The organism is Methanosarcina baltica, from assembly GCF_055394095.1.
Map to the genome: position 1 here is coordinate 3,145,399 of NZ_AP042463.1, position 24,968 is coordinate 3,170,366.

Annotated in this window: 17 protein-coding genes; 4 read left to right on the plus strand and 13 right to left on the minus strand. The window is 40.7% G+C overall.

Annotated features, from left to right (window positions below):
• Window positions 1-217: 217 nt before the first annotated feature.
• On the plus strand, window positions 218-1,288 hold the full coding sequence (gene corA / locus ACZ5QV_RS13750) for a magnesium/cobalt transporter CorA (protein ID WP_464600344.1): 1,071 nt from the start codon (window positions 218-220) through the stop codon (window positions 1,286-1,288).
• A 13-nt stretch (window positions 1,289-1,301) separates the two neighbouring features.
• Here corA and ACZ5QV_RS13755 read toward each other — a convergent pair whose 3' ends face one another.
• The 4 genes from ACZ5QV_RS13755 to ACZ5QV_RS13770 form a co-directional block, all read right to left on the minus strand.
• A complete protein-coding gene (locus ACZ5QV_RS13755; RefSeq protein ID WP_464600345.1) occupies window positions 1,302-1,880 on the minus strand; it encodes a cysteine hydrolase family protein in 579 nt (192 codons plus the stop codon).
• Window positions 1,881-2,546: 666 nt separating this feature from the next.
• Window positions 2,547-5,246 (minus strand): NosD domain-containing protein, encoded by a 2,700-nt coding sequence (locus ACZ5QV_RS13760; RefSeq protein WP_464600346.1) that lies wholly within the window; start codon window positions 5,244-5,246, stop codon window positions 2,547-2,549.
• A gap of 76 nt (window positions 5,247-5,322) precedes the next feature.
• A complete protein-coding gene (locus ACZ5QV_RS13765) occupies window positions 5,323-6,987 on the minus strand; it encodes an IS1634 family transposase (RefSeq protein ID WP_464599431.1) in 1,665 nt (554 codons plus the stop codon).
• A 140-nt stretch (window positions 6,988-7,127) separates the two neighbouring features.
• Entirely contained in the window at window positions 7,128-7,760 is a 633-nt protein-coding gene (locus ACZ5QV_RS13770) for a right-handed parallel beta-helix repeat-containing protein (protein WP_464600347.1), read from the minus strand.
• Window positions 7,761-8,374: 614 nt separating this feature from the next.
• Here ACZ5QV_RS13770 and tnpC (ACZ5QV_RS13775) point away from each other — a divergent pair.
• Window positions 8,375-9,937, plus strand: coding sequence for an IS66 family transposase (tnpC, locus tag ACZ5QV_RS13775; RefSeq protein WP_464599444.1), 1,563 nt, complete (start codon window positions 8,375-8,377; stop codon window positions 9,935-9,937).
• Here the strand turns inward: tnpC (ACZ5QV_RS13775) and tnpC (ACZ5QV_RS13780) are convergent.
• The 6 genes from tnpC (ACZ5QV_RS13780) to ACZ5QV_RS13805 form a co-directional block, all read right to left on the minus strand.
• Window positions 9,888-11,432, minus strand: a complete 1,545-nt coding sequence (gene tnpC / locus ACZ5QV_RS13780) for an IS66 family transposase (RefSeq protein ID WP_464600348.1) — start codon at window positions 11,430-11,432, stop codon at window positions 9,888-9,890. The two genes, tnpC (ACZ5QV_RS13775) and tnpC (ACZ5QV_RS13780), sit on opposite strands and share 50 nt — an antisense overlap.
• A gap of 634 nt (window positions 11,433-12,066) precedes the next feature.
• Window positions 12,067-12,354 carry a MoaD family protein gene (locus ACZ5QV_RS13785; RefSeq protein WP_464600349.1) on the minus strand — a complete coding sequence of 96 codons (288 nt, stop codon included), beginning with the start codon at window positions 12,352-12,354 and terminating at the stop codon, window positions 12,067-12,069.
• Window positions 12,355-12,413: 59 nt separating this feature from the next.
• A complete protein-coding gene (locus ACZ5QV_RS13790) occupies window positions 12,414-14,237 on the minus strand; it encodes an aldehyde ferredoxin oxidoreductase family protein (RefSeq protein ID WP_464600350.1) in 1,824 nt (607 codons plus the stop codon).
• A 119-nt stretch (window positions 14,238-14,356) separates the two neighbouring features.
• Complete coding sequence (locus ACZ5QV_RS13795) at window positions 14,357-15,130, minus strand: UPF0280 family protein (RefSeq protein ID WP_464600351.1); 774 nt, start codon at window positions 15,128-15,130, stop codon at window positions 14,357-14,359.
• A gap of 880 nt (window positions 15,131-16,010) precedes the next feature.
• Window positions 16,011-17,168 carry an LL-diaminopimelate aminotransferase gene (locus ACZ5QV_RS13800; RefSeq protein WP_464600352.1) on the minus strand — a complete coding sequence of 386 codons (1,158 nt, stop codon included), beginning with the start codon at window positions 17,166-17,168 and terminating at the stop codon, window positions 16,011-16,013.
• Between the two features lie 230 nt (window positions 17,169-17,398).
• On the minus strand, window positions 17,399-18,232 hold the full coding sequence (locus tag ACZ5QV_RS13805; RefSeq protein WP_464600353.1) for a hypothetical protein: 834 nt from the start codon (window positions 18,230-18,232) through the stop codon (window positions 17,399-17,401).
• Between the two features lie 236 nt (window positions 18,233-18,468).
• Between ACZ5QV_RS13805 and tnpC (ACZ5QV_RS13810) the strand changes: the two genes are divergently transcribed.
• The gene (tnpC, locus tag ACZ5QV_RS13810) at window positions 18,469-20,031 is read left to right on the plus strand and encodes an IS66 family transposase (RefSeq protein ID WP_464599444.1); all 1,563 of its coding nucleotides are present in this window, start codon (window positions 18,469-18,471) and stop codon (window positions 20,029-20,031) included.
• Here the strand turns inward: tnpC (ACZ5QV_RS13810) and ACZ5QV_RS13815 are convergent.
• Together ACZ5QV_RS13815 and tnpC (ACZ5QV_RS13820) are read right to left on the minus strand one after the other, a co-directional pair.
• Entirely contained in the window at window positions 19,982-20,881 is a 900-nt protein-coding gene (locus tag ACZ5QV_RS13815) for a hypothetical protein (protein WP_464600354.1), read from the minus strand. The genes tnpC (ACZ5QV_RS13810) and ACZ5QV_RS13815 overlap by 50 nt on opposite strands.
• Before the next feature lie 92 nt (window positions 20,882-20,973).
• Entirely contained in the window at window positions 20,974-22,536 is a 1,563-nt protein-coding gene (gene tnpC, locus ACZ5QV_RS13820) for an IS66 family transposase (protein ID WP_464599444.1), read from the minus strand.
• Window positions 22,537-23,085: 549 nt separating this feature from the next.
• On the opposite strand from tnpC (ACZ5QV_RS13820), the gene ACZ5QV_RS13825 reads away from it, so the two are divergent.
• Complete coding sequence (locus ACZ5QV_RS13825) at window positions 23,086-23,406, plus strand: hypothetical protein (protein WP_464600355.1); 321 nt, start codon at window positions 23,086-23,088, stop codon at window positions 23,404-23,406.
• A gap of 42 nt (window positions 23,407-23,448) precedes the next feature.
• Here ACZ5QV_RS13825 and ACZ5QV_RS13830 read toward each other — a convergent pair whose 3' ends face one another.
• Window positions 23,449-24,948 (minus strand): RNA-binding domain-containing protein, encoded by a 1,500-nt coding sequence (locus tag ACZ5QV_RS13830; RefSeq protein WP_464600356.1) that lies wholly within the window; start codon window positions 24,946-24,948, stop codon window positions 23,449-23,451.
• Window positions 24,949-24,968 lie beyond the last annotated feature (20 nt).

Here is a 24,968-nt window from a genome sequence, read left to right on the forward strand (position 1 = left end):
CGATTGGACCAAGCCAAACACTCCCATCTGGTTTATTTTTAATTAACTTATTTAACTCTCCGGAACCCCTTTCCGGATGCGTTTTTATTATATATTCCGATTTATAATATCGCCTGTATAATACAAAAATCTATCTGAGATATATATAAATCCATGTCGGTAAATTCAGTTATACAAACTCATCTGCTATCATTATAATTTCCAAGGTGAAGTCACCGTGAAGCTCAGAAAATTCAAAAGCAAAAAATCAGAACTGGGACTTGCTCCCGGAACGCTTGTGCATGTGGGGGAAAAGAAAACTGAAAAAGTAGTGGTCAGGGTCTGGGCCTACAATGCGGATGAACTGGTGGAAAAAGAGCTGGAGGGTGTGGAGGAATGTTTGACCTTCCGGGAAAAGCCCGGCATGAAGCTCTGGGTTAATGTGGACGGGCTTTTTCAGATAGATGTGATCGAAAAGCTCGGGAAGTGCTTTAATATCCACCCCCTGACCCTCGAAGACGTCCTCAATACCGGACAGCGGCCTAAAATGGAAGATTACGAGACCTACATATATTCCATTTTAAAAATGCTCCTTTTTGATGAAAAAACCGAAGAGATAGTTATGGACCAGGTAAGCATAATCCTCGGGCCCGACTATATCCTCTCGTTTCAGGAAAGGGAAGGAGATGTCTTTAAACCTGTCCGGGAAAGACTGAAAAACCCGGGTTCCAGGCTCCGGAAATCCGGTGTAGATTACCTAGCTTATGCCCTGATCGATGCGGTAATCGATAATTATTTCCTGATTCTGGAAAAGTCAGGAGAGCAGATTGAAGAACTCGAAGACAGCCTTATTTCAGCTCCCAGGCCCGAAACCCTGCAAAAGATCCAGAGTTTCAGGAGAGATATGATTCTCCTCAGGAAATCGGTCTGGCCCCTCCGGGAACTCATAAACGGGTTGCAGAAGGTTGAATCGGAACTGATAAAGGACTCTACCCAGCTCTATCTCAGGGACGTCTACGATCATACGATTCAGGTCATTGACGGGATAGAAGCTTTCAGAGATATCCTCTCCTCAATGCTCGACGTCTACCTTTCAAGCGTGAGCAACAGGATGAACGACATCATGAAGGTCCTGACCATAATTGCAACGATCTTTATCCCCCTGACCTTCATAGCCGGGGTTTATGGCATGAACTTCGAGTACATGCCGGAACTTAAATGGGCCTGGGGCTACCCTGTGGCCCTTTTCCTGATGCTCCTGACAGCCCTGATTATGTTTGCTTATTTTAAAAAGGAGAAGTGGTTCTGAATTTTCCCGAAGCTCAGGGAAGAGCTTCCCGGATTTGCCTGACTGTCAACGACCCGGCTGTTCCTTTCATGTTATGGGGCGGCCATTCTCCTGATTTTAGCTCCTCCGAGTTCTCGTCGTGCTCATCCTCGATAAGCATGATAAGCTCCACATCGGCCGGGACCTCGTCCGCCTCAACCAGGTCTGCCCCACATTTTCCGAGTTTTTTCATGGCTTCTTTTCCTTTTTCTTCGTCAAAGGGGACGGTGCAGCCCCTGATAATTTTTGTCCGGATGCCCCTTTGAAGAAAGCCGAGGGCGTTGTGGTAAACGCAAATTTCCTCAACCAGGCCTGTTATGAAGACTTCCTCTATTCCGAATTCCCGGATTTTCTCGTCGAGTTCGGGGTTTGTGAAGGCATCATAGTGGTCTTTGAGAAGCCTGATTACCCTGGTGTTACCCCCGGAAATCACCTTTTTTGCAAGATCAACTATAGGCCTCACGATCGTTTTTCCCAGGGGAGCTACGAGCTGTCCTGCATATTCCCTGCCCTCATGCTCGTATTTCTCAAACACGAAATCGTTTGTCATATCTATGATGGCCAGTGCTTTCAAATTATTACCCTCTCAGATAAAAGTGATACTAATGAAAATGAAGATGCTGTAAAAAAGCTTTCCGTGGATTTCAGGGAAGGTGTCGGGAATCCTTATTGGAATGTTAAGGAATGGTGAAAATATAACTTCATGTTTTATTTTGGGAGTTGCTTCATACTCATACATGTTGTGTTTTTGTGTGAGGGGTGTTTGGTGTGTGTGCATTCAAACCACGGAACACACGGAATACACGGAAAAATACGGCAGGAATACAATATTTAAGGTTGTCCTGGCGTTTTTCAGTCTGCTTGAGCGAGCGTAGCGAGCGAAACGGACCCCGTGCTGTTGCACTTGCAGTGCAACTCCCAGGAAATCTTCGATTTCCTGTGATCCCGAAGCGAAACTCGGGAAGCGAAACTCGGGAAGCGAAACTCGGGAAGCGAAACTCGGGAAGCGGAACTCGGGGAAGACGGCAATTACGGTTTTTCCAGCATTTTTTAGTCCTCTTAAAAGAATCAAGGGTATTTTTTGAATCCTATTGTATAAAGATCCAACTTACTCACCGGCCATCAGGCCGGTTTCCGTGTCCTTCCGTGCTTTTCCGTGGTTAAGGAATGGTAAACAAAAATACTTGATATTATATTTGACTCATTCCTAAGCAAAAAAAGAGAAAAAGTGAAGACAGAATTAGTTCTGTCTCCTTTCTTTTCTTACAATGAATGCCGATCCCAGGATTCCTAGGGCAGCAAAGAGAGTTCCAAAGCCGGGGGTGCTTTCGGATTTCTCATCTGTTTCCTGTTCTTCTCCGAGAATCGTTTCTGTTCCTTCTTCCTCACCTGGAGTAATTGCTCTGGTTACCGCAGAAACTCCTGTTTCTTTCTCCTCTCCCGTGATTGCATACAGGGAAAAGCCCGGGGTTTCGGCTCTGAAGGTATAGAACTCTTCATCTTCTCCGGTCATTTTGGTTGAGAGGGAGTTCCAGGCTTCATCATGGTTTCTGTTAAGAGTAATTGTGGCCGGATCGATTCCATTTTCTTCCACCCAGCTTTTCGAGACACGGAACTCAATGTATGCTCCGTTGATATTGTCGGAACTTTCGAAGCGTTCGTTTCCAAGCTGGATGTTCATATGCTTGTAGACTTTGCCTCCGAGCTCTCCGGAGTTAGCCGCTTCACTTCCATCGCTATCTCCAACTCTTACGACAACCGTTCCGGAATACTGCTTTGATTCGAATCCTATTCCGAACACGTCATTTTTGGGGTTACTCAGTTCGACCTTTGTCGGGATACCTGCAGAAACTCTTGTCTGTGTGGCATCAATGTTGCCAGTGCTGCTTGACATTGGAGCGGGGATATAGTTAGGAGAGCTGCTGCTCACAGATTTGGAGGTATGGACAGCTGTAAGCGGGAAGTAATCGATATTTTCCGCATCTTCAGTGACGCTGTATGCAGATTCGCAGATGCCATCTCCATCGGTATCCACAGCTGTCTGGGAGAAGCCGTTTCCGTTCGGAAGGGCCCAGAAGTTCCCGCCAAGATAGGGACCACCAATTATGTTCAAGCCGGTGGTTTTTGTGATGCTCCAGATGTTGATTTCCTCTTCATCTCCTTCCCTAGCATCTACCAGAAATCCTTCTGCAAATCCGGTGTTGTTAATGTTGTTGAAGTAGTTATCGTAAATGGTGTTATTGGAGGAGTCACTCAGACACAATCCGGAATCGCTGTTGTTTTCAACAGTGTTGCTGATCAGGTAGTTTTTGCTGGAATCCTCCAGGTAGATGCCTGCCCGTTCCAGATCCATGCTCTCGCCCACCACAGGATATGAAGCTTTTACAATGCCAGGTTCTTCTGAATGCTTGCTGCATTCTTCCTTTTCATCCGAATTAACAATTAAGGATGCACGAAGATATTCTTCTTCTCCTTCTTCCAGGTATCCGTTTGACTTCACTATGTTTCTTTGTAGGGTCAGGTTTTCGGATTCGGAAAGAATAATTCCAAATATACCATTGTCAGTTACGGTATTACCGGTCACTTCACTATCAAACAGGTATCTGAAACCAATACCTATAAAATTATTACTGACAGTGTTTTCAATTACCGTATTATTGCCTGGTTCATCACAGGTCCCGACGAAAATTCCCATGTCTTCATTGTTGCACACGGTGTTGCCTGCAACATAGTTGTCCGAGCCCTTTACGCGGATACCGTTGCAGTCGTTATCGTTCACAACATTGTTTTCTATGATGGTGTTGTGCGAATCAGAATCAGAAATGACAATTCCGGAACCGTCGTTGAAGCTCACATTGTTGCCTGTGAGGTTATTGTAGCAACCTTCGATTCTAAGACCAACACACTCACTGTATGTTATAACGTTATCAGATACGGTATTGTAGGAACTGTTGTACAGGTGCAGACCCATAGCTCCACTATTGTTTACAGTGTTTCCTGTGAGGTTATTGTAGGAACTTTCGTATACATTGATGCCTTTACGGTTCTGGTTTACACTGTTATTTTCGATAATTGAATTATTGGTGTTGATCAGGGATATTCCATAGTAGTTGTTTTTCAAGGTCTGATCCCGAACTGTTACGTTGGAGCAGTTGATAAGGTATACTGTTCCTGCATTGGAGAAATAATCCTCCGAAATGTCCGATTCATTTACGAGATAATAAATTGATTTTCCATCTACGTGATTACTGGAGTCGATATCGTTGTTTAGTTCGTCTCCATCATCGCAGAAGTTGTATTCATTATTCTCCATTGTGTTGTTTCTCAACTCGTTTCCGTCAGAACCATAGAGGTACAGGCCATAAGAATCACATTCTGAGATTGTGTTGTTTCTCAACTCGTTTCCGTCAGAATAATGGAGGAGCAGGCCGTAATCATTACATTCTGAGATTGTATTGTTACTCAACTCGTTTCCGTCAGAATCATAGAGGCACAGGCCTTGATAATTACAATCTGAGATTGTGTTGTTACTCAGCTCGTTTTCATCAGAATAATAGAGGTACAGGCCATCAGAATCACATTCTGAGATTGTATTGTTACTCAGCTCATTTCCTTCGGAATCACGGAGGCGCAGGCCATAAGAATCACATTCTGAGATTGTATTGTTACTCAACTCGTTTCCGTCAGAATCATGGAGGTACAGGCCATAATCACATTCTGAGATTGTATTATTACTCAGCTCATTTCCATCAGAATTATAGAGGTACAGGCCTTGATAATTACAATCTGAGATTGTGTTGTTTCTCAACTCGTTTCCGTCAGAATCATAGAGGTCCAGGCCATAAGAATCACATTCTGAGATTGTATTGTTACTCAGCTCATTTCCTTCGGAATCATAGAGGTACAGGCCTTGATAATCACATTCTGACTTTACTTTCAAAGATGCATGTTTTTCCGTTATCAAGCGGCTTTGTTTGTGTGGGCCTAAGGAATGAATAATCCTACTGATGACGTTTTTATTGGGGTGGCAGGTAATTACCCAAGTTCAAGAAAGAAAATAATGATGCTTGCTTTGTACTCATCTCTTCCAGAATAATATTACACTTATTTGATTCTTTATCCTGGATAACTGCCAGCCTAATTTCGGACAAATTTTCAATTAGTCTTCTCATAGAAAGACCATATCTCTTTGTCTCCCAGGCTAAATATCTGTAGAAAAGTAAGCCAATTATAGACAGAAATACGTGAACTTTGATATTTTCATCTTTGTGGTGGTACACCGGTCCCACAGGGACAAGCAGGTGATCATTCAATAGCTTAAAATCATCCTCTATAGCGCCTTTATTGTTGTATGTTTGCACAATTTTTTTAGTGTGCCAACGGTGCTTATCTGTAAATAGTATATTTTTTCCTAATGAATTTTCGCGCTTATTTTTATTCTCTTCGTCAATCCAGAACTTTAACTGAGGTTTTTTCTTACCTTCAGGAGCATCAGTAATTTCATATTTCACCATACTTCTGTATTTTTTGATAATAATGTCTGCAACCTCTTTTTCTACACTGCTCCTGTTTCTTGCTTTTCCTCTGTTGCTTTCCAGTCTCCTCTGTAGGTCTTCCAGATTCTCAGTTATTTTTGACATATTTGACTCACAAGTTCTTTTTTGAAGTTTGTGAGTTCCTTCATTGAAAGTAATTACTGTTGTAAATTCTGTCCCGTAAAACTGATGCTTTGTCCGATAGCCATAAATTTTGTGGCCTTCTGAGCTTTCATATAAAAATTGATATTTAGATAATGGCACTTCAAGAAGATCATCTGCCTGATTTGCTTTTACAGCCCCTACAAAATTCATCTTTGAAGTTGCTTTTTCAATGTTGTCCTTTGAATTGTTTCCCTTATCAAAAACAAGAACAAGGTCTTCCGAACAAATATTCAATTCGGTTAGACGGTTTACTATTTTGTCAACCAGACCTGAAAATTCCTCTGAATCATGCACATTTCCTGGATATGTCTCGTGAATAAAAGGTAAGTTGTAATCATTAGCAGCCAGCGCTACAGATACCTGATTTTTGTCTTTACGATGCTTTTTGTTATACCCTTTATGAAGCAATTCACTTTTTTCATCATAATTGGTAGCATAAGTGAACCAGTTTGATTCATCCACAAACAGTACTGAAGGGGTTAGTCCTTTTTCGATGAGAACTCGGCACAAATCGTCTTCAATATTTTTCATTGTGTCGGAATCAATGTAATTCATATGATTCAAAAAATTCTGACAATTTAATTTATGAGGGAATTTCCACTTAAAAGATAAGGCCGATTTTTTGAACCATTCCCCAATACCGTTTTCACTTAAAACTCCATGAGATTTCCCCACTATATCAAGTAAAAGATACTCTCCGACACTTAAACCATCGATTGATTTTTTCATAGTGTGCTTGTTCACTATGTCAACGAATCCAAGCTCTTCATTCACATGAAGAAGTGCGGCAAGTTTGCCGTACTCAAAAGATTTCAGTTTCATGTAGGGCAATGATTCACTCTGTTTTTTCATTTCAAATATTTTTTCGGCATTGCCTAAATATATCTGAAATATAGTTTTCACTTTTCCATCAATTCTGCCAGTTTTAATAATATACCAGTATTTTTTACCGTTGATTATTTTCTGTTTTAAAAAAACCATGATATAAATTTAGGTTCTACGTATATAAAGATATTTCTTCAAAAAACAGATACAATAGGCTTTTTAAATGTAATTTAGAACTTAGGCCTTACAAATATTTTTTTTAACGGATCTTCCTTGCCACTGATTTTTGTGGCAAATCAAGGCAAAAATAGCTCTTCTTTGAAAGCTGAGTCTGAGATTGTATTGTTACTCAGCTCGTTTTCATCAGAATAATAGAGGCTCAGGCCTTTATAACCACATTCTGAGATTGTATTGTTTCTCAACTCGTTTCCGTCAGAACGATAGATGTATATGCCGTATCCAGTCGAGTTATTGTTTCCTGTGATGGTGTTGTCAAAAATCGTATTATTCTGACCCGAAATTTTTATCGCTGCTATGCTAGAGTTCGCAGGAATATTGATTTCAAACCCGCTGATGGTTACGTTATTTGCACTTACATCAAAAGCATGGTCGGAACCAGAAGCATTAAGAATCGTGTCTTCCGGATTGCCAGAAACAGACTTTATTGTCAGCTCTTTGTTTACTTCCACATTTTCCTCATACGTTCCCGGGTACACTAAAATCGTTTTATTAGTTTCATCTGCCGCATTCACGGCTTCCTGTATTGTGGAGAAGTTGCCTCCGGAGTCGTCTTCCACGTCATCGACGTAAAGGACGCCTGGAGTTGTCACTTCTGGCGTCACTTCTGGTATAATTGCTGTTGCTGTTCCTACCAGAAGCAGCAGGAGAACCATAAAAGGTAAAAGGGTTGGAATTTTGTTTTTAGTCATTTTAGACATCCTTTAGTTTTTTATGCAATTTGGTTATTTTTTTTAAAAATGTACGTAATAATTTTTGACACACTTCTAAAAATTAATAAATTATTATAATATACTTCATTTAAATCATTATGGAATGTATTGCGATAAATACATTATATGCAATAAATAATAGTATATGCTGTTTATCAAAAAATAAGCCTATTGATTCCGAAAAATAATATACCTACGACTTTTTTAATATTCAAAGGTTTCAAAAGAGTATTTTTTCAGGATGAATTGGTCAATTTTTAATAAGTTCAACATTTAGCAAATATTTTTAAAAAATAATATGTTTAATGCTGTCATTTTTGATAAGTTGCTTGAAAATCTGAAACAGTTATCCCAATTGTTGCTTTCAAAAAACGTATCTATTCAGGGTAAGGGTGGCACATTTTCAATCGCCGCATGAAGTGAACTTATAGTAGGTATATTATTCTTTATTAGTGTAGATATGTATCCCCTAATTCTAAAGAAAACGTATCTATTCAGCTACCTCTGTTTCTAACTTATATTTCGTATAAACTCAACAATTACTTTTTTCATATAGATTAATATAAAAATCATCGGATTTTGGAATGAGGTTTATGAAATGTGAAGAGATTCTTACTCAATGCCGTTCAGACCCTGAATCCATTGTTTCATATATTGAGGATCTTGAGTCTCGGTATGAAGATCTTGGATCTCGGTATGAAGATCTTGGATCTCGACACGAAGAGCTTGAATCTCGGTATGAAGATCTTGGATCTCGACACGAAGAGCTTGAATCTCGATATGAAAATCTTGAATCCGAAAACACCGAACTTCGAGAAAGACTTAATGAGTTAGAATCTCGCCTAAAAAAGAATAACCAAAACCAAAAAAGAAATCGACTTCCCTCTACTAACAATTCTACTGATAAAATACCTCAATCAAAAGGTTCACAAAAAGGAAGTTTTAGACGTCCTGGCGGCCAAAAAGGGCATCCTGGTTCTACATTAAGGATGATTAAAAATCCTGATAAAACAATCATTTATAAGCTACATAAATGTGAACATTGTGGTTGTAACATTGAGAAGATTGAAGTTATAAATTACGAGAAGAGACAAGAATTTGAAATAATTGTAAGGCGTAAAGTGACCGAACATCGTGCTGAGATCAAAAAATGTCCTTATTGTAACCGCAAAAACAAAGCTGCTTTTCCGAAATCAATTACAAAACCTGTCCAATATGGCAATATGGTTTTAACAATTGCAATTTACCTCCGAAACTACCAATTGATTCCCTATGACCGAATCAAGAAATTATTTAAAGATGCCTTTGGATTTGATATAAGCGTTGGTACAATAATTAGGGCAGAAAATAAGTTATTTCACAAGTTGAAAGGTGCTACAAACCACATCAAGAAGCAACTGATAAAAGAAAATGTCATCCATGGTGATGAAACTGGAATCGACGTTGGTGGTCAAGGGGAATACTGCCATTTAATCTCTACAAAAAAATATACATACTATTTCCATAATAGGAGTCGAGGATCAAAAGCAATGAATAAAATGGGAGTGTTGCCTAAATATAGAGGAATTATAGTCCACGATTTCTGGAAACCCTATTTTAAATACAAATGTGAACATGCGGCATGTAATGTCCACATTCAAAGAGAACTTAAAGACATTTATAACATATTCAAGCAAGTGTGGGCTGAGGAGATGTCTGATCTCCTATATGAAATTAAAAAATGCGCAGACTTTGCCAGAAAACAGGGCATACAAATAGATGAAGATACGCTCAAGACCTTTAAAGAAAAGTATCAGTCAATACTAATGAAAGGATTTGAGGACAATCCTCCACCTGAAATCTCGAAAGACAATGGGGTTAAAAGAGGAAGAAAAGCGCAGAGCGATGCAAAAAATCTCCTTGATAGACTTTCAAAGTATGAAAAAGAAATCTTGAGGTTTGCTACGGATCTAAGAGTTCCTTTCAGTAACAACCAAGCAGAAAGAGATCTCAGAATGATAACAGTTCAGCAAAAAATATCGGGAGATTTTAGGAAACCCCATGGAGCAGATGTTTTCTTTAGAATTAGGGGATACATATCTACACTAATAAAGAATAATATACCTACTATAAGTTCACTTCATGCGGCGATTGAAAATGTGCCACCCTTACCCTGAATAGATACAAGAAAACATCTGCTCCATGGGGTTTCCTAAAATCTCCCGATATTTTTTGCTGAACTGTTATCATTCTGAGATCTCTTTCTGCTTGGTTGTTACTGAAAGGAACTCTTAGATCCGTAGCAAACCTCAAGATTTCTTTTTCATACTTTGAAAGTCTATCAAGGAGATTTTTTGCATCGCTCTGCGCTTTTCTTCCTCTTTTAACCCCATTGTCTTTCGAGATTTCAGGTGGAGGATTGTCCTCAAATCCTTTCATTAGTATTGACTGATACTTTTCTTTAAAGGTCTTGAGCGTATCTTCATCTATTTGTATGCCCTGTTTTCTGGCAAAGTCTGCGCATTTTTTAATTTCATATAGGAGATCAGACATCTCCTCAGCCCACACTTGCTTGAATATGTTATAAATGTCTTTAAGTTCTCTTTGAATGTGGACATTACATGCCGCATGTTCACATTTGTATTTAAAATAGGGTTTCCAGAAATCGTGGACTATAATTCCTCTATATTTAGGCAACACTCCCATTTTATTCATTGCTTTTGATCCTCGACTCCTATTATGGAAATAGTATGTATATTTTTTTGTAGAGATTAAATGGCAGTATTCCCCTTGACCACCAACGTCGATTCCAGTTTCATCACCATGGATGACATTTTCTTTTATCAGTTGCTTCTTGATGTGGTTTGTAGCACCTTTCAACTTGTGAAATAACTTATTTTCTGCCCTAATTATTGTACCAACGCTTATATCAAATCCAAAGGCATCTTTAAATAATTTCTTGATTCGGTCATAGGGAATCAATTGGTAGTTTCGGAGGTAAATTGCAATTGTTAAAACCATATTGCCATATTGGACAGGTTTTGTAATTGATTTCGGAAAAGCAGCTTTGTTTTTGCGGTTACAATAAGGACATTTTTTGATCTCAGCACGATGTTCGGTCACTTTACGCCTTACAATTATTTCAAATTCTTGTCTCTTCTCGTAATTTATAACTTCAATCTTCTCAATGTTACAACCACAATGTTCACATTTATGTAGCTTATAAATGATTGTTTTATCAGGATTTTTAATCATCCTTAATGTAGAACCAGGATGCCCTTTTTGGCCGCCAGGACGTCTAAAACTTCCTTTTTGTGAACCTTTTGATTGAGGTATTTTATCAGTAGAATTGTTAGTAGAGGGAAGTCGATTTCTTTTTTGGTTTTGGTTATTCTTTTTTAGGCGAGATTCTAACTCATTAAGTCTTTCTCGAAGTTCGGTGTTTTCGGATTCAAGATTTTCATATCGAGATTCAAGCTCTTCGTGTCGAGATCCAAGATCTTCATACCGAGATTCAAGCTCTTCGTGTCGAGATCCAAGATCTTCATACCGAGATCCAAGATCTTCATACCGAGATCCAAGATCTTCATACCGAGACTCAAGATCCTCAATATATGAAACAATGGATTCAGGGTCTGAACGGCATTGAGTAAGAATCTCTTCACATTTCATAAACCTCATTCCAAAATCCGATGATTTTTATATTAATCTATATGAAAAAAGTAATTGTTGAGTTTATACGAAATATAAGTTAGAAACAGAGGTAGCTGAATAGATACCAAAAAACAAAAGTGGAAACCTTCTGTGAAATGACAAATTTTAAAAATACAGGTAACTATTCAGCCTAGGCAAAACAACATCAATAGCCATCTTTAGTAAGATTCAATGGGCAAATTTCAGCATATGCCTTTTCTTTAATTGTTGGCGGCTGATTGTGTTATTTCATTTTATCTCAGTTAGTAATAAGACATATCTAATGCGTCAAAATCAATATCAATAGCCTTATTTTGGTAGGCTGAATAGTTACAAATACAGAGAGTTAAGAGTACGCAGATCAGAATAATTCAACCTTCTGAGCAGGAGTCCCCCTTCTCGATGTTTCTAATTGAAAAATTAGAAACTCCTGTTAAACCTATGGTTTAACACGACAGCCAAAGGCTGACAGGTGGGGGGTAGTTGACTGGATATATGCGAAAAAAAACCTAAAAAAGAAAAAAGAGTAATAATTGAAGTAGCGTTTTGAGAGTGAGATCAATTATTGTCAGGTTCATCTCTCTTCACTTTTTTCTTTTAAATATTCAGTTTTTCAACCTCCGGCAACCGGAGGGACCAGGACAAGGACGTCCCCTTCTTTCAGTTCGGTCTCTATCCCCTTCAGAAAGTCAATATCCCTGCCGTTTACAAGGATCCTGATTTTCGGGATTCCGCCGGGATAGGTCCCGGCTGTAGCTTCCTTAAACTCAGGCCCGTAGCGGAATTCAAGGGCCCGCATGGTTTCCCATATGGTATTATTGCCCGGACGAAGCTCAAACTCAATAAGGGGTTCACCTGTGATTTGCCGGATTGTGGCGAGGAATTTTATAATTACTTTCAATGTTTTATCTCCGCATGAGGAAGAAGGAGAAGGGAAAGGAGGAACGGGTTATTGACCCCTCAGGCAAGCCCGAGTTCTTTCAACTTCTCTTCTGTGGGCTTTCCGTCAACCCAGCCCCGGAGCCTGTAGTATTCGTCGATCATTTCCGGGACTCTGGAGAGCTGACCTTTGGCGGGGCCTTCGGGAACCGGCTCTTCCAGAAGGCGTTTAGGCAAAGTGTCCTGTTTCCTGTCAAAGCCGTACATATTGTTCATGAGCCTTTCAAGGTTCGTAACCCTCTCCCCAATCTTCAGCAGTTTGTCAGCGTCAAGGTCCCAGCCCGTTGCGGCTGCAAGCATCCCGGCGTATTCGGGAAAGCCCAGAGCAAAGGTCGTGAAGAGGCAGACCCCCATCGAATTAATGGCCGAGGCCAGATCCTGCATGAGAATTGTCCACCCGGGTTTGTCCTCAATGGAGGCCGGGTCAAGTTTTTCGGGCAGGCCCAGGATCTCGGGGGAAATCATGTAGCCGTAGACGTGGTCGCCTCCCCTGTTGGCGGTTGCGTAGTTCAGGCCTATGCCCTGGATGGAGCGGGGGTCGTAGGCCGGAAGTTCCAGGCCCTTGACCGTCATTGAAAGCTCGGGAGCTCCGTATTTTTCCGCCAGTTTTTTCGAGCCAAGGGCCAGGTCGGCCCCGAAGCCTGCCTTATAGGCCGTCCTCCAGATGGCATCGAGCATCGCTCCGACATCTCCGAAACGCAGGTTCAGGCCCTGCAATTTCTCTTCCGGGATTTTCCCGCTTTCAACAAGTTCCATAGCACAGGAAATTGTACCCCCCATGGAAACTGTGTCCAGTCCGAACTCGTCACAGAGGTGGTTGGCCTTTACCAGTGCGTCCAGGTCCTTTATCCCGCAGTTGGCCCCGAACGCAAAGATGGTCTCGTACTCAGGCCCTTCGGAATTCCGGACGCTGTAGGGGCCCTCCGGCACGTCGGACTTTCTCCCGCAGACAATGGGACAACCCCAGCAGCCGGACCGGCCTGTCAGGTATTTATCTACAAGAGTCTCCCCGCTCTGCTCGTCGGCTTCGGGAAAATATGCTTCCTTGAAGTTCCTTGTGGGGTAGGCCCCGTGTTCGTTGAGAATATTTACAAGAACCGCGGTCCCGTAGGTGTTCAGCCCTCCTTTGGGGCCGGTAACCGGGTTTTCCTTGATTTTTGCCATTGAGGCCTTGACCCGTTCTTTAAGGAGCTCGGGGTTGGCAGGCTCGACCTTTTTGCTTCCGGTAACCACCACGGCTTTGAGTTTCTTGCTCCCCATCACAGCCCCGATCCCAGTCCTGCCCACGGTCCGGTATTTGTCGTTCATGATGCCGGAAAATGGAATCAGTTTTTCCGCCGCAGGCCCGATACAGGCCACGGAAGTCTTTTTCGGATCCCCGTTTATTTCGCTCAGTTCGTCCGTGACCGCAAAAACCGTCAGGCCCCAGAGTTCGGAAGCGTCCCAGAGTTCGGCTTTCCCGTCCACGATGTTCAGGTAAACCGGCTTTTCGGAAATGCCCCGGAAGAGGATGGCATCATATCCCGCAAATTTCAGGTAGGGTCCCCATTTCCCTCCTGAGTTTCCGCTGCCCACGGTTCCTGTCTGGGGGGACTTGCTACAGACGATATTATAGCGCCCGCCAGTCGGGATTTTAAGGCCCGTGGCAGGCCCGGTTGCGAAAATAAGCAGGTTGTCCGGATCAAAAGGCTGCATATCAGGCCTGAATTCGTCATAAACGAGTTTCAGGCCGAGGCCCTTTCCCCCAAGATACAGTTTTATCATTTCTTCATCAAGTGGCACGTCACTAAGCTTTCCGCTCCCCAGATCAACTTCCAGGATTTTCCCGATATAAGCTCCCAGCATAACCAGCCCCCGGTTAAAAATACAGATATAAAATTTGAATAAACAATATTTTCTTTTTTATAATTATACAGGGTTCGTAAATAAAAGTATTTGCACCTTCAAATCCGTTAAGGCTTCGTTCAGGCTTTAGTGATGCACTCGTAACGGACCTCGGCCCGCGTGATTTTTGGAACCTTTCCCCACATGCCGATGTACTCTCCCTGGACAACGACTGCCCCTTTAATCCCTGAGATCTCTTTCACAACTTCAAAGGCTTTTTCAACCGCTTCCCGTCCCACGTCCACGGCATTTCCAAGTGCCGTTGCCGCCGAGTCGGCCAGGGACACGTCATCGGAAAACACGACCGCAGCGTCTGCCATTCCGAAACTGATGGAAGGCCCGACGGTCCCGGCCGAGGTGCAGATGCCGGTAATCGTGTTTCGAGGTTCGAGCACGAAACCCAGGTTTTTTATGGGAGACTGCCCCGCATAAATCCCCACAACGACCGGCCTGTCGTTTATAAGGGCAATATCTCCCCCGTTATCCACGAGGGCATAAACGGCCCCGGAATCCACCATTGCTTCGACCGCCAGGGCCGAGACCGTACCCGCAACAGCACTCATGGGCCCGATCCCCATTGCGTTTCCGGCTCTGATCATCCGCCGGATGATTTCGGGAGCGTCTTCGGGACAGGTGTGGGGTTCGAGAGTGAGTTTGAAGAAGGGGTCCTTCAGGATATGGGTTTCGAGTTTTGCCCTGTGAAAGCGGATGGCCTCCTTTGCGGCTTCGATATGGGCCTGCTCGTCGGCCAGGATCGTGACGATTGTTTCTTTGAGCTGGAAGTGCTCTTTGATCGGGGGTTTTACGGGTCCTTTTTCGAGTCTGTTTTCAGTTTCTTTAGCGGGTTCTGGCATACTGCTCTGATAAGAAGATTATGGCTTAAAAAAGAAGTGCTTTTCGGGCTTTTTGAAACATTTCATTGACAATTAATACTTTAGTCCAATATATTTCATTGGCAATTAACAGTTTAATCCAATATATTTCATTGGTAATGAATGGCTGAGAAATAACTTCATATTTTCAGTTTTGGAATTGCTTCAACTTATACATCTTATGTTTTTGTGTGAGGATGTGTTTGGTGTGAGCATTCAAAAACCACGGAACACACGGAACACACGGAAAAAGAAAGGTCGGAAGACGGCAATTAAGGTTGTTCTGGTGTTGTTTAGTCCTCTTGAGGGAGCATAGCTCCCGAAACGGAACTCGGGGAAGATGACAATTAAGGTTGATCTGGCGTTTTTCAGTCCGCTTGAGCTCGCAAAGCGAGCGAAACGGACCTCGTGCTGTTGCGATTGCATCGCAACTCCCAGGAAATCTTCGATTTCCTGTGATCCCGAAGCGAAACTCGGGTATTTAAAGTCCCGGCGTACTCACCGGCCGCAGGCCGGCCTGTTCGTGACTTAAATGGAAAAATCGATCTTAAAAGAACAGACCGTTTTTGAAGAATTTGATGTCCAGTCAAACAAAAAAGGATGTGATTCAGTGATGTGTTTTCTTTCGTTCGACCCCACGGTTTTTAGTCAGGCTTCAATTTTCAGCTTCATTTTGAAAAGCCCGGCCTCCTTTGTCGGCCGTTGAGAGCGCCGGAATCGAAAATCGATTTATCAAAAAAAGTCCCGGATCTTGACAATAATTGCTAAAAAAAGAAGACAAGTCCGAGCTTTAAAACCCGGACCGCTTTTTGAGCCTTAAGCTCGATTTTAAATTGTTTTTGAATCGGCTCAGCTTATTAATTTAGAACTTGAGCTTTTTCATCCGTTCAACGGCTTCCTGAAGCCTTTTGACAGGTCGGGTCAGAGCAAACCTGATGAAACCCTCACCAGCGGCTCCAAAGCCCACACCCGGAGTTGCGACGATTCCGGCCTTTTCAAGGAGGAAAGCTGCAAACTCGATTGAGGTGAAGCCTTCGGGTAGGGGAGCCCAGATGTAGAAGGTGGCCTTCTGGGGTTTGACGTGAAGTCCCATTGATTTGAGCCCTTCGATAAGGGTATCACGTCTCTCTTTATAGATCTCATTCATCTCGGCCACGCAGGCCTGGGACCCGTTCATGGCGACTGCTCCCGCAAGCTGCACGGCTTCAAAGGTCCCGGAGTCGATGTTGGACTTAACTTTGTCGAGCCCCTTGATAAGGTTCTTATTCCCGACGGCGAAACCGAGTCTCCAGCCGGTCATGTTGTAGGTCTTGGAGTGAGAGTAAAGCTCGATTCCTATGTCCATGGCCCCCTTTGCCGCAAGGAAAGAAGGAGCCTCGTACCCGTCGTAGACCATCTGGCAGTAAGCGTTGTCGTGCACGGCGATGATGTCGTTTTTCTTACAGAACTCCACAACCTTTTCGAAGAAGGCCAGGTCCGCAACGGCTGCGGTCGGGTTGTTCGGGTAGTTGAAGAAGAAGAGCTTCGCCCGCTTCAGGATGTCCTCGGGGATTGCGTCAAGGTCGGGCAGAAAGTCATTTTCGGCCTTCAGGGGCAGAGGATAAGGCTCTCCGCCTGCAAACTCGGCTCCGATCTTGTACACGGGATAGCCGGGGTCGGTATAGAGCACGATGTCTCCGGGGTTGACAAAAGCGAGTGGAATGTGAGCTATAGCTTCCTTGGACCCGAGAAGGGCCAGGACCTCAGTGTTAGGGTCAAGCTTAACGTCCTTGTACTTCTCGCACCAGTCAGCCGCAGCCTTCCGGAACTCATAAAGCCCGTTGTGGGAGGGGTAGCTGTGGGTTTTCGGGTCCTTCACAGCCTCGCACAAAGCTTCCACGATGTGCGGATGGGTCGGAAGGTCCGGGTCGCCGATTCCAAGGTCGATAACGTCAACTCCCCTGGCCCGTGCTTTGTCCTTAGCTTCGTCGATCGCTGCAAAAAGATATGGAGGTAATGCGTTAATGCGGTCGGAATACATTATTAGAGTCACCTGATAATTTTGAAATTAAACAACATGTCTTTATTTGGCATAGAACGGCGATGGGAATATTAAAAGGTATGGGAAGGGAGATTTAATCATAACAAATAGAAATTCGCAAATATCGCAGAATCAAATTTTATTTAAAATGTTTTTTGGATCATTCCGCTCTTTTCACAGCTTTCTTGCATATAGTTATAATGATACATTTAAAAAAATAAAGCTCACACTCAGTTGTTATTTTTTATGAATAATTCATCTGATTTTTTTATAGGAATTTGAATTTGAATTCCAACTGGACCAGAATCGACAGAATCAACTTTTTCATCATGAACTTGAATTTCTAAAATATTAGTTTTTAGGTATCTGCTCCCTCTTTTTATTATTAATTCATTATTATTTTCGAGTTTGTGATGTAGATCTAAAGTAATAATTTCTCCTTTGCGATACAAATCTTTAGGTTTTCCTAATGAAACGCAGTTTTGAGGTGAAAATTCAATTAAACCATATTTTAATAAAGTTTTCCTTGCCTCTTCTTTTGAAATACACCCATTTTTTATTGAAAAGTACAAATTGAATAACTGCCAAGTAGTCAATAAACCTCTTTCGTCATTTTCCGCGTCTTTTACTTGTTGTTCTTTAAACGGAGGGTTTTCTCTCATTAACGGAGGCTGATGTCTTTGATGGTTGACTATATATAAGGCAAAAACATCGAAACTCTTTCTCTCCTTCATCCTTCGATTTTTTATTTTTTCAATCTGACTACATTCTTCATCCTTTGATGTGCCTCCAATACCCTTGATTTCTATTACAAGTAGCCCTTCTTCTGTCTCCACTTGTAAGTCTTCTTCTAATTTCCCTTCACTGATCTCATCCATATTCTTTACATTTTCAAAGCCTAACCATTCAAGAAAAGTCTTTACACACTTTACTAATTCTTCTCCACTCTCTGTTAATAAATGATGAAGGCATGCGTATTTATTATGGTTAGTTTCAATTTCTTTATCTATTTTTCCAATTTTTATTTCTAATTCTTCAATTAAATTTTCTCGTTGTTCAAGCAAATGCTTTTCCTTTGGTAGTATATATACTTCTTCTTCAAGCCATTTAAACTCCGAGTTATATGGAAATGTACGTGGAAATAACGTAGGCAGTTGATTTGTTAACAATTCGTCTAAAAAAGAACACTTTTCGTATCTATTCAGCTACCTCTGTTTCTAACTTATATTTCGTATAAACTCAACAATTACTTTTTTCATATAGATTAATATAAAAATCATCGGATTTTGGAATGAGGTTTATGAAATGTGAAGAGATTCTTACTCAATGCCGTTCAGACCCTGAATCCATTGTTTCATATATTGAGGATCTTGAGTCTCGGTATGAAGATCTTGGATCTCGGTATGAAGATCTTGGATCTCGACACGAAGAGCTTGAATCTCGGTATGAAGATCTTGGATCTCGACACGAAGAGCTTGAATCTCGATATGAAAATCTTGAATCCGAAAACACCGAACTTCGAGAAAGACTTAATGAGTTAGAATCTCGCCTAAAAAAGAATAACCAAAACCAAAAAAGAAATCGACTTCCCTCTACTAACAATTCTACTGATAAAATACCTCAATCAAAAGGTTCACAAAAAGGAAGTTTTAGACGTCCTGGCGGCCAAAAAGGGCATCCTGGTTCTACATTAAGGATGATTAAAAATCCTGATAAAACAATCATTTATAAGCTACATAAATGTGAACATTGTGGTTGTAACATTGAGAAGATTGAAGTTATAAATTACGAGAAGAGACAAGAATTTGAAATAATTGTAAGGCGTAAAGTGACCGAACATCGTGCTGAGATCAAAAAATGTCCTTATTGTAACCGCAAAAACAAAGCTGCTTTTCCGAAATCAATTACAAAACCTGTCCAATATGGCAATATGGTTTTAACAATTGCAATTTACCTCCGAAACTACCAATTGATTCCCTATGACCGAATCAAGAAATTATTTAAAGATGCCTTTGGATTTGATATAAGCGTTGGTACAATAATTAGGGCAGAAAATAAGTTATTTCACAAGTTGAAAGGTGCTACAAACCACATCAAGAAGCAACTGATAAAAGAAAATGTCATCCATGGTGATGAAACTGGAATCGACGTTGGTGGTCAAGGGGAATACTGCCATTTAATCTCTACAAAAAAATATACATACTATTTCCATAATAGGAGTCGAGGATCAAAAGCAATGAATAAAATGGGAGTGTTGCCTAAATATAGAGGAATTATAGTCCACGATTTCTGGAAACCCTATTTTAAATACAAATGTGAACATGCGGCATGTAATGTCCACATTCAAAGAGAACTTAAAGACATTTATAACATATTCAAGCAAGTGTGGGCTGAGGAGATGTCTGATCTCCTATATGAAATTAAAAAATGCGCAGACTTTGCCAGAAAACAGGGCATACAAATAGATGAAGATACGCTCAAGACCTTTAAAGAAAAGTATCAGTCAATACTAATGAAAGGATTTGAGGACAATCCTCCACCTGAAATCTCGAAAGACAATGGGGTTAAAAGAGGAAGAAAAGCGCAGAGCGATGCAAAAAATCTCCTTGATAGACTTTCAAAGTATGAAAAAGAAATCTTGAGGTTTGCTACGGATCTAAGAGTTCCTTTCAGTAACAACCAAGCAGAAAGAGATCTCAGAATGATAACAGTTCAGCAAAAAATATCGGGAGATTTTAGGAAACCCCATGGAGCAGATGTTTTCTTTAGAATTAGGGGATACATATCTACACTAATAAAGAATAATATACCTACTATAAGTTCACTTCATGCGGCGATTGAAAATGTGCCACCCTTACCCTGAATAGATACCACTTTTCTTCGATTTGTGGGAAAACAAAAAGTACATAGTTGTCAAATGCTCTTAAAAAAGACACAATCTCATCGTGAGAATTTTTGATCAAAGGTACAAATGTCTCAGATGTTTCATCAATTTTTGGGCTTTTAAAAACAATCTGATATGTAGCCCCTGCCGTATATTTGCTCAAAAAATCATATAGTTTCAAGTCTTTTGATTCTGTTTGTACTATCAATTCTTTACCGAATTTATTTATTGAATAAGGTATTTTTGAACAGAATGAATAATTACTCCATTTTTTTGTACTTCCAAATTTAATTCCAGAGTTTGTCGTTTTGGCTAATTGATATTCTTTCACTGAATCAACGGCAGCAAAAATCACTAGAATGGTTGGATTGCAATCGTTTTCAAGTAATTTTGATCTCAATATATAAGACCCATAAGGCTTTGGATCGAACAAATTTTCTGGGTATTCACTATAAAAAAAAAGATCTGATGATCCTTCTCTATATTTTTTACTATTTTGGTCTATATAATATGGAACCATTCCCTTATCTTCTAAATCTAAAACTATGACTTCATATTCATGAAGATTTTGGGGGAGAGATAAATTTAGGAGACATTTATGGTTTTCAGATCCAAATTCATTTTTATTTGGAACTTGAATTGCTTTACCAAGTGTTCCCTCAGTAACATTAAATCCTTTTTTCTTCAAACTATCTTTACTTTCATCTTCAATATCTATGAGGCATATTTGAGGTTTCTCTTGGAACAAAAATTCTTCTTCATTTTCTTGAATTATTTTGTCAGAATCTATACTTTGACTTTTTTTAGTTTGAAATCGTTTTCCTAACATTAGTTATCACATAAAAAATTCTATATGTTTTATAAGTATATAATACTGTAAATAAATTAGTTATGTTTCTATAAAAGATCATTGGTATCTATTCAGGGTAAGGGTGGCACATTTTCAATCGCCGCATGAAGTGAACTTATAGTAGGTATATTATTCTTTATTAGTGTAGATATGTATCCCCTAATTCTAAAGAAAACATCTGCTCCATGGGGTTTCCTAAAATCTCCCGATATTTTTTGCTGAACTGTTATCATTCTGAGATCTCTTTCTGCTTGGTTGTTACTGAAAGGAACTCTTAGATCCGTAGCAAACCTCAAGATTTCTTTTTCATACTTTGAAAGTCTATCAAGGAGATTTTTTGCATCGCTCTGCGCTTTTCTTCCTCTTTTAACCCCATTGTCTTTCGAGATTTCAGGTGGAGGATTGTCCTCAAATCCTTTCATTAGTATTGACTGATACTTTTCTTTAAAGGTCTTGAGCGTATCTTCATCTATTTGTATGCCCTGTTTTCTGGCAAAGTCTGCGCATTTTTTAATTTCATATAGGAGATCAGACATCTCCTCAGCCCACACTTGCTTGAATATGTTATAAATGTCTTTAAGTTCTCTTTGAATGTGGACATTACATGCCGCATGTTCACATTTGTATTTAAAATAGGGTTTCCAGAAATCGTGGACTATAATTCCTCTATATTTAGGCAACACTCCCATTTTATTCATTGCTTTTGATCCTCGACTCCTATTATGGAAATAGTATGTATATTTTTTTGTAGAGATTAAATGGCAGTATTCCCCTTGACCACCAACGTCGATTCCAGTTTCATCACCATGGATGACATTTTCTTTTATCAGTTGCTTCTTGATGTGGTTTGTAGCACCTTTCAACTTGTGAAATAACTTATTTTCTGCCCTAATTATTGTACCAACGCTTATATCAAATCCAAAGGCATCTTTAAATAATTTCTTGATTCGGTCATAGGGAATCAATTGGTAGTTTCGGAGGTAAATTGCAATTGTTAAAACCATATTGCCATATTGGACAGGTTTTGTAATTGATTTCGGAAAAGCAGCTTTGTTTTTGCGGTTACAATAAGGACATTTTTTGATCTCAGCACGATGTTCGGTCACTTTACGCCTTACAATTATTTCAAATTCTTGTCTCTTCTCGTAATTTATAACTTCAATCTTCTCAATGTTACAACCACAATGTTCACATTTATGTAGCTTATAAATGATTGTTTTATCAGGATTTTTAATCATCCTTAATGTAGAACCAGGATGCCCTTTTTGGCCGCCAGGACGTCTAAAACTTCCTTTTTGTGAACCTTTTGATTGAGGTATTTTATCAGTAGAATTGTTAGTAGAGGGAAGTCGATTTCTTTTTTGGTTTTGGTTATTCTTTTTTAGGCGAGATTCTAACTCATTAAGTCTTTCTCGAAGTTCGGTGTTTTCGGATTCAAGATTTTCATATCGAGATTCAAGCTCTTCGTGTCGAGATCCAAGATCTTCATACCGAGATTCAAGCTCTTCGTGTCGAGATCCAAGATCTTCATACCGAGATCCAAGATCTTCATACCGAGACTCAAGATCCTCAATATATGAAACAATGGATTCAGGGTCTGAACGGCATTGAGTAAGAATCTCTTCACATTTCATAAACCTCATTCCAAAATCCGATGATTTTTATATTAATCTATATGAAAAAAGTAATTGTTGAGTTTATACGAAATATAAGTTAGAAACAGAGGTAGCTGAATAGATACGATCATTGAACATTATATATTTATCCTATCTGTCAAGATTATTTTTCACATAAAGTACCACATGATTCGTAATTTTTATCTCCTGAATATTGAAGTGCTTCCCAAAAAATACTAATTACTATAAAATCCCCTAAAATTTCAAAAGTTCTAAATCTTTCAGAAAATGGGCGACTAAGAATTTTCGGCCATTTTCGTTAGCTGTAGATTAAATCTAAAAAAACAAGCACATTCTCTATGTATGAAAAAAATGCAGGGGTTTTGTCATGCTTACGTTTTTAAGTAACTTGCAGCCATGACTGACTTTTCATTTGACAACTCATTAACTATCATTATAACCCTCATTTCCAAACTCTTATATTATTCCATAAAAAACTGATGAAAATTTATATCCAATATCTTCCTACTTTTTATCACGACACCTTCACTATTATCCCCGCTGGAAATGCCAGCCATAAACGGCCAAAAAATGCCGCGGAATCTCTATGTCGTGCTCAGGAAGCCGTCGCTTCTTGCTGGCATGTCCTATCCGGGAGTGTTCACTCCCTGGAAAAAAATGAAGGCCGCCGGTTTTGCCGGAGTAGTTTGCCTCTGCGACTCCTGGATTTCTTATAATCCTTCTCCTCTCCGGGTCCTGTATTCTGCGGAGCTGGAAGACCTGCATCTGGAAATTTTTCTGCGAAACCCTGAGGCTCAGGAGGGACTCGTCAGACAGGCAGCCGCTTTGGTGGGAAGAAAGTCAGAGGTAAGGATTCGATACTTGTAACACTTGTAACACTTGTAACACTTGTAACTTTGTGCATTCATGTTATTCAATTGATTTCAAAAAAGAGCTGCCCTTCCCGGTAATTACATATTTTTGGAACTGGCTTCGGGGTTTTTCGGGGATAGTGTAAGTTACAAGTCCTTCCTGCATGAGGGGAAGGATATAATTTTTAAAGTTATGGTAAGTACTCTTCAGGCTAACTTCAGCCATAATTTCTTTTCTTGATTGAGCTTCCATGCAGAAGCGAAGGATTTCCAGTTTCTTACCTTCTAAAATGATTTGTTCATTCACCTTTTTATTTGCTTCCGGATGAACTTTGAAAATAGTCAAGAAGTAATTCCGGGCCTCATCGGTTTCGAAAATGGGTTCGGGGGAGCCGTTATTTTCCATTGCTCTGCGAATTTTCGGTATTCCCGTGCTCCGGCCTTCGGTAAGGTGCAGTTCTTTGAGGAAGTCCCCTATTCTTCTGTTGCGGTAGTCTCTGGCGACCACACGGGGCTTTTTAAGGTTTTCACTGTTTATCGGGGGAATTGGGCCGGGAAATGATAATATCTCTATGCAGTCGGGCCGGACGTTGATTTCTATGGGGTTTTGCAGCTCGTAGCTTTTGTGGTAGACTGCGTTTGCGAGAGCTTCTTCAAGGGCGACGTAGGGATAATTGAAAAACCTTCGGGCTTCGGCCTGGTCGGGAATTTTTCGCACTTCTTCTTTCAGGACATTGTTTTTGAGGTACTGAAGGGCATCCCTCAATTGAATGTGGAGAGGGCCTGAAAAAATCTTTTCGGAAAAGCTGTCGCCTATGTCGTTGTGGTACTCCACGATCTCGATCTGTGCTCCCCTGAAAAACTTATCCGGGTTTTCATTGAAGAAAAGCAGGCCCGCATTTACGGGTTTCAGGTATTCCGGAGGGCCTCTTGCAATTTGCATCTGGAGACAGAGTTCTTTGAAGGGAATGTGGTCTGCGGTTTCGTAGAGTTCACTCTTGACTTCTTTTAAAAAAGCCTTGATCAGGGTTATGCTCATATCTTCGATTTCGGCCCTGTGGAAAATCCTGTCATCAAAGGGGACCTTGGCTGCAAGCTGGAAAAGCTGCTGTTCTTCGGCTGAGCCTGCCCTGACAGTTGTAGAAAAATGCCGGACGTAATAAAGCGATTCGGACTTTTTGCCAAGGGTTTTCGGGGCCTTGTAGGGCCGTGTATCCCCTCCGGGACACCATAAAATCAGGATGTGCTTTTCCTGAAAAACGGTCGGGACTGCAATAGGAAAGTAATTTGGAGTAATCAGGTGGCAGAGTTCCAGAAATTTTTTCTGATACGCATCGATCTGGGAAGGTTCAAGGCCGGAGGGAGGAAGAATTGGCCTGCCGTCTTTTTCCTCGATTCCTACAATTATATAGCCACCACCCCAGTTGTTTATATCGTTTGCAAAAGCACAGATGGTGTGTAAAATGGCCTCAGGGTTCCAGGACTTCTTGAATTCTATCCTTTCCCATTCGACCGTAAGCCCATTGATAAGTTCGTTAATGTTGATTGGCAGCGGCATTTTTAGGTAACCTTCCTGAG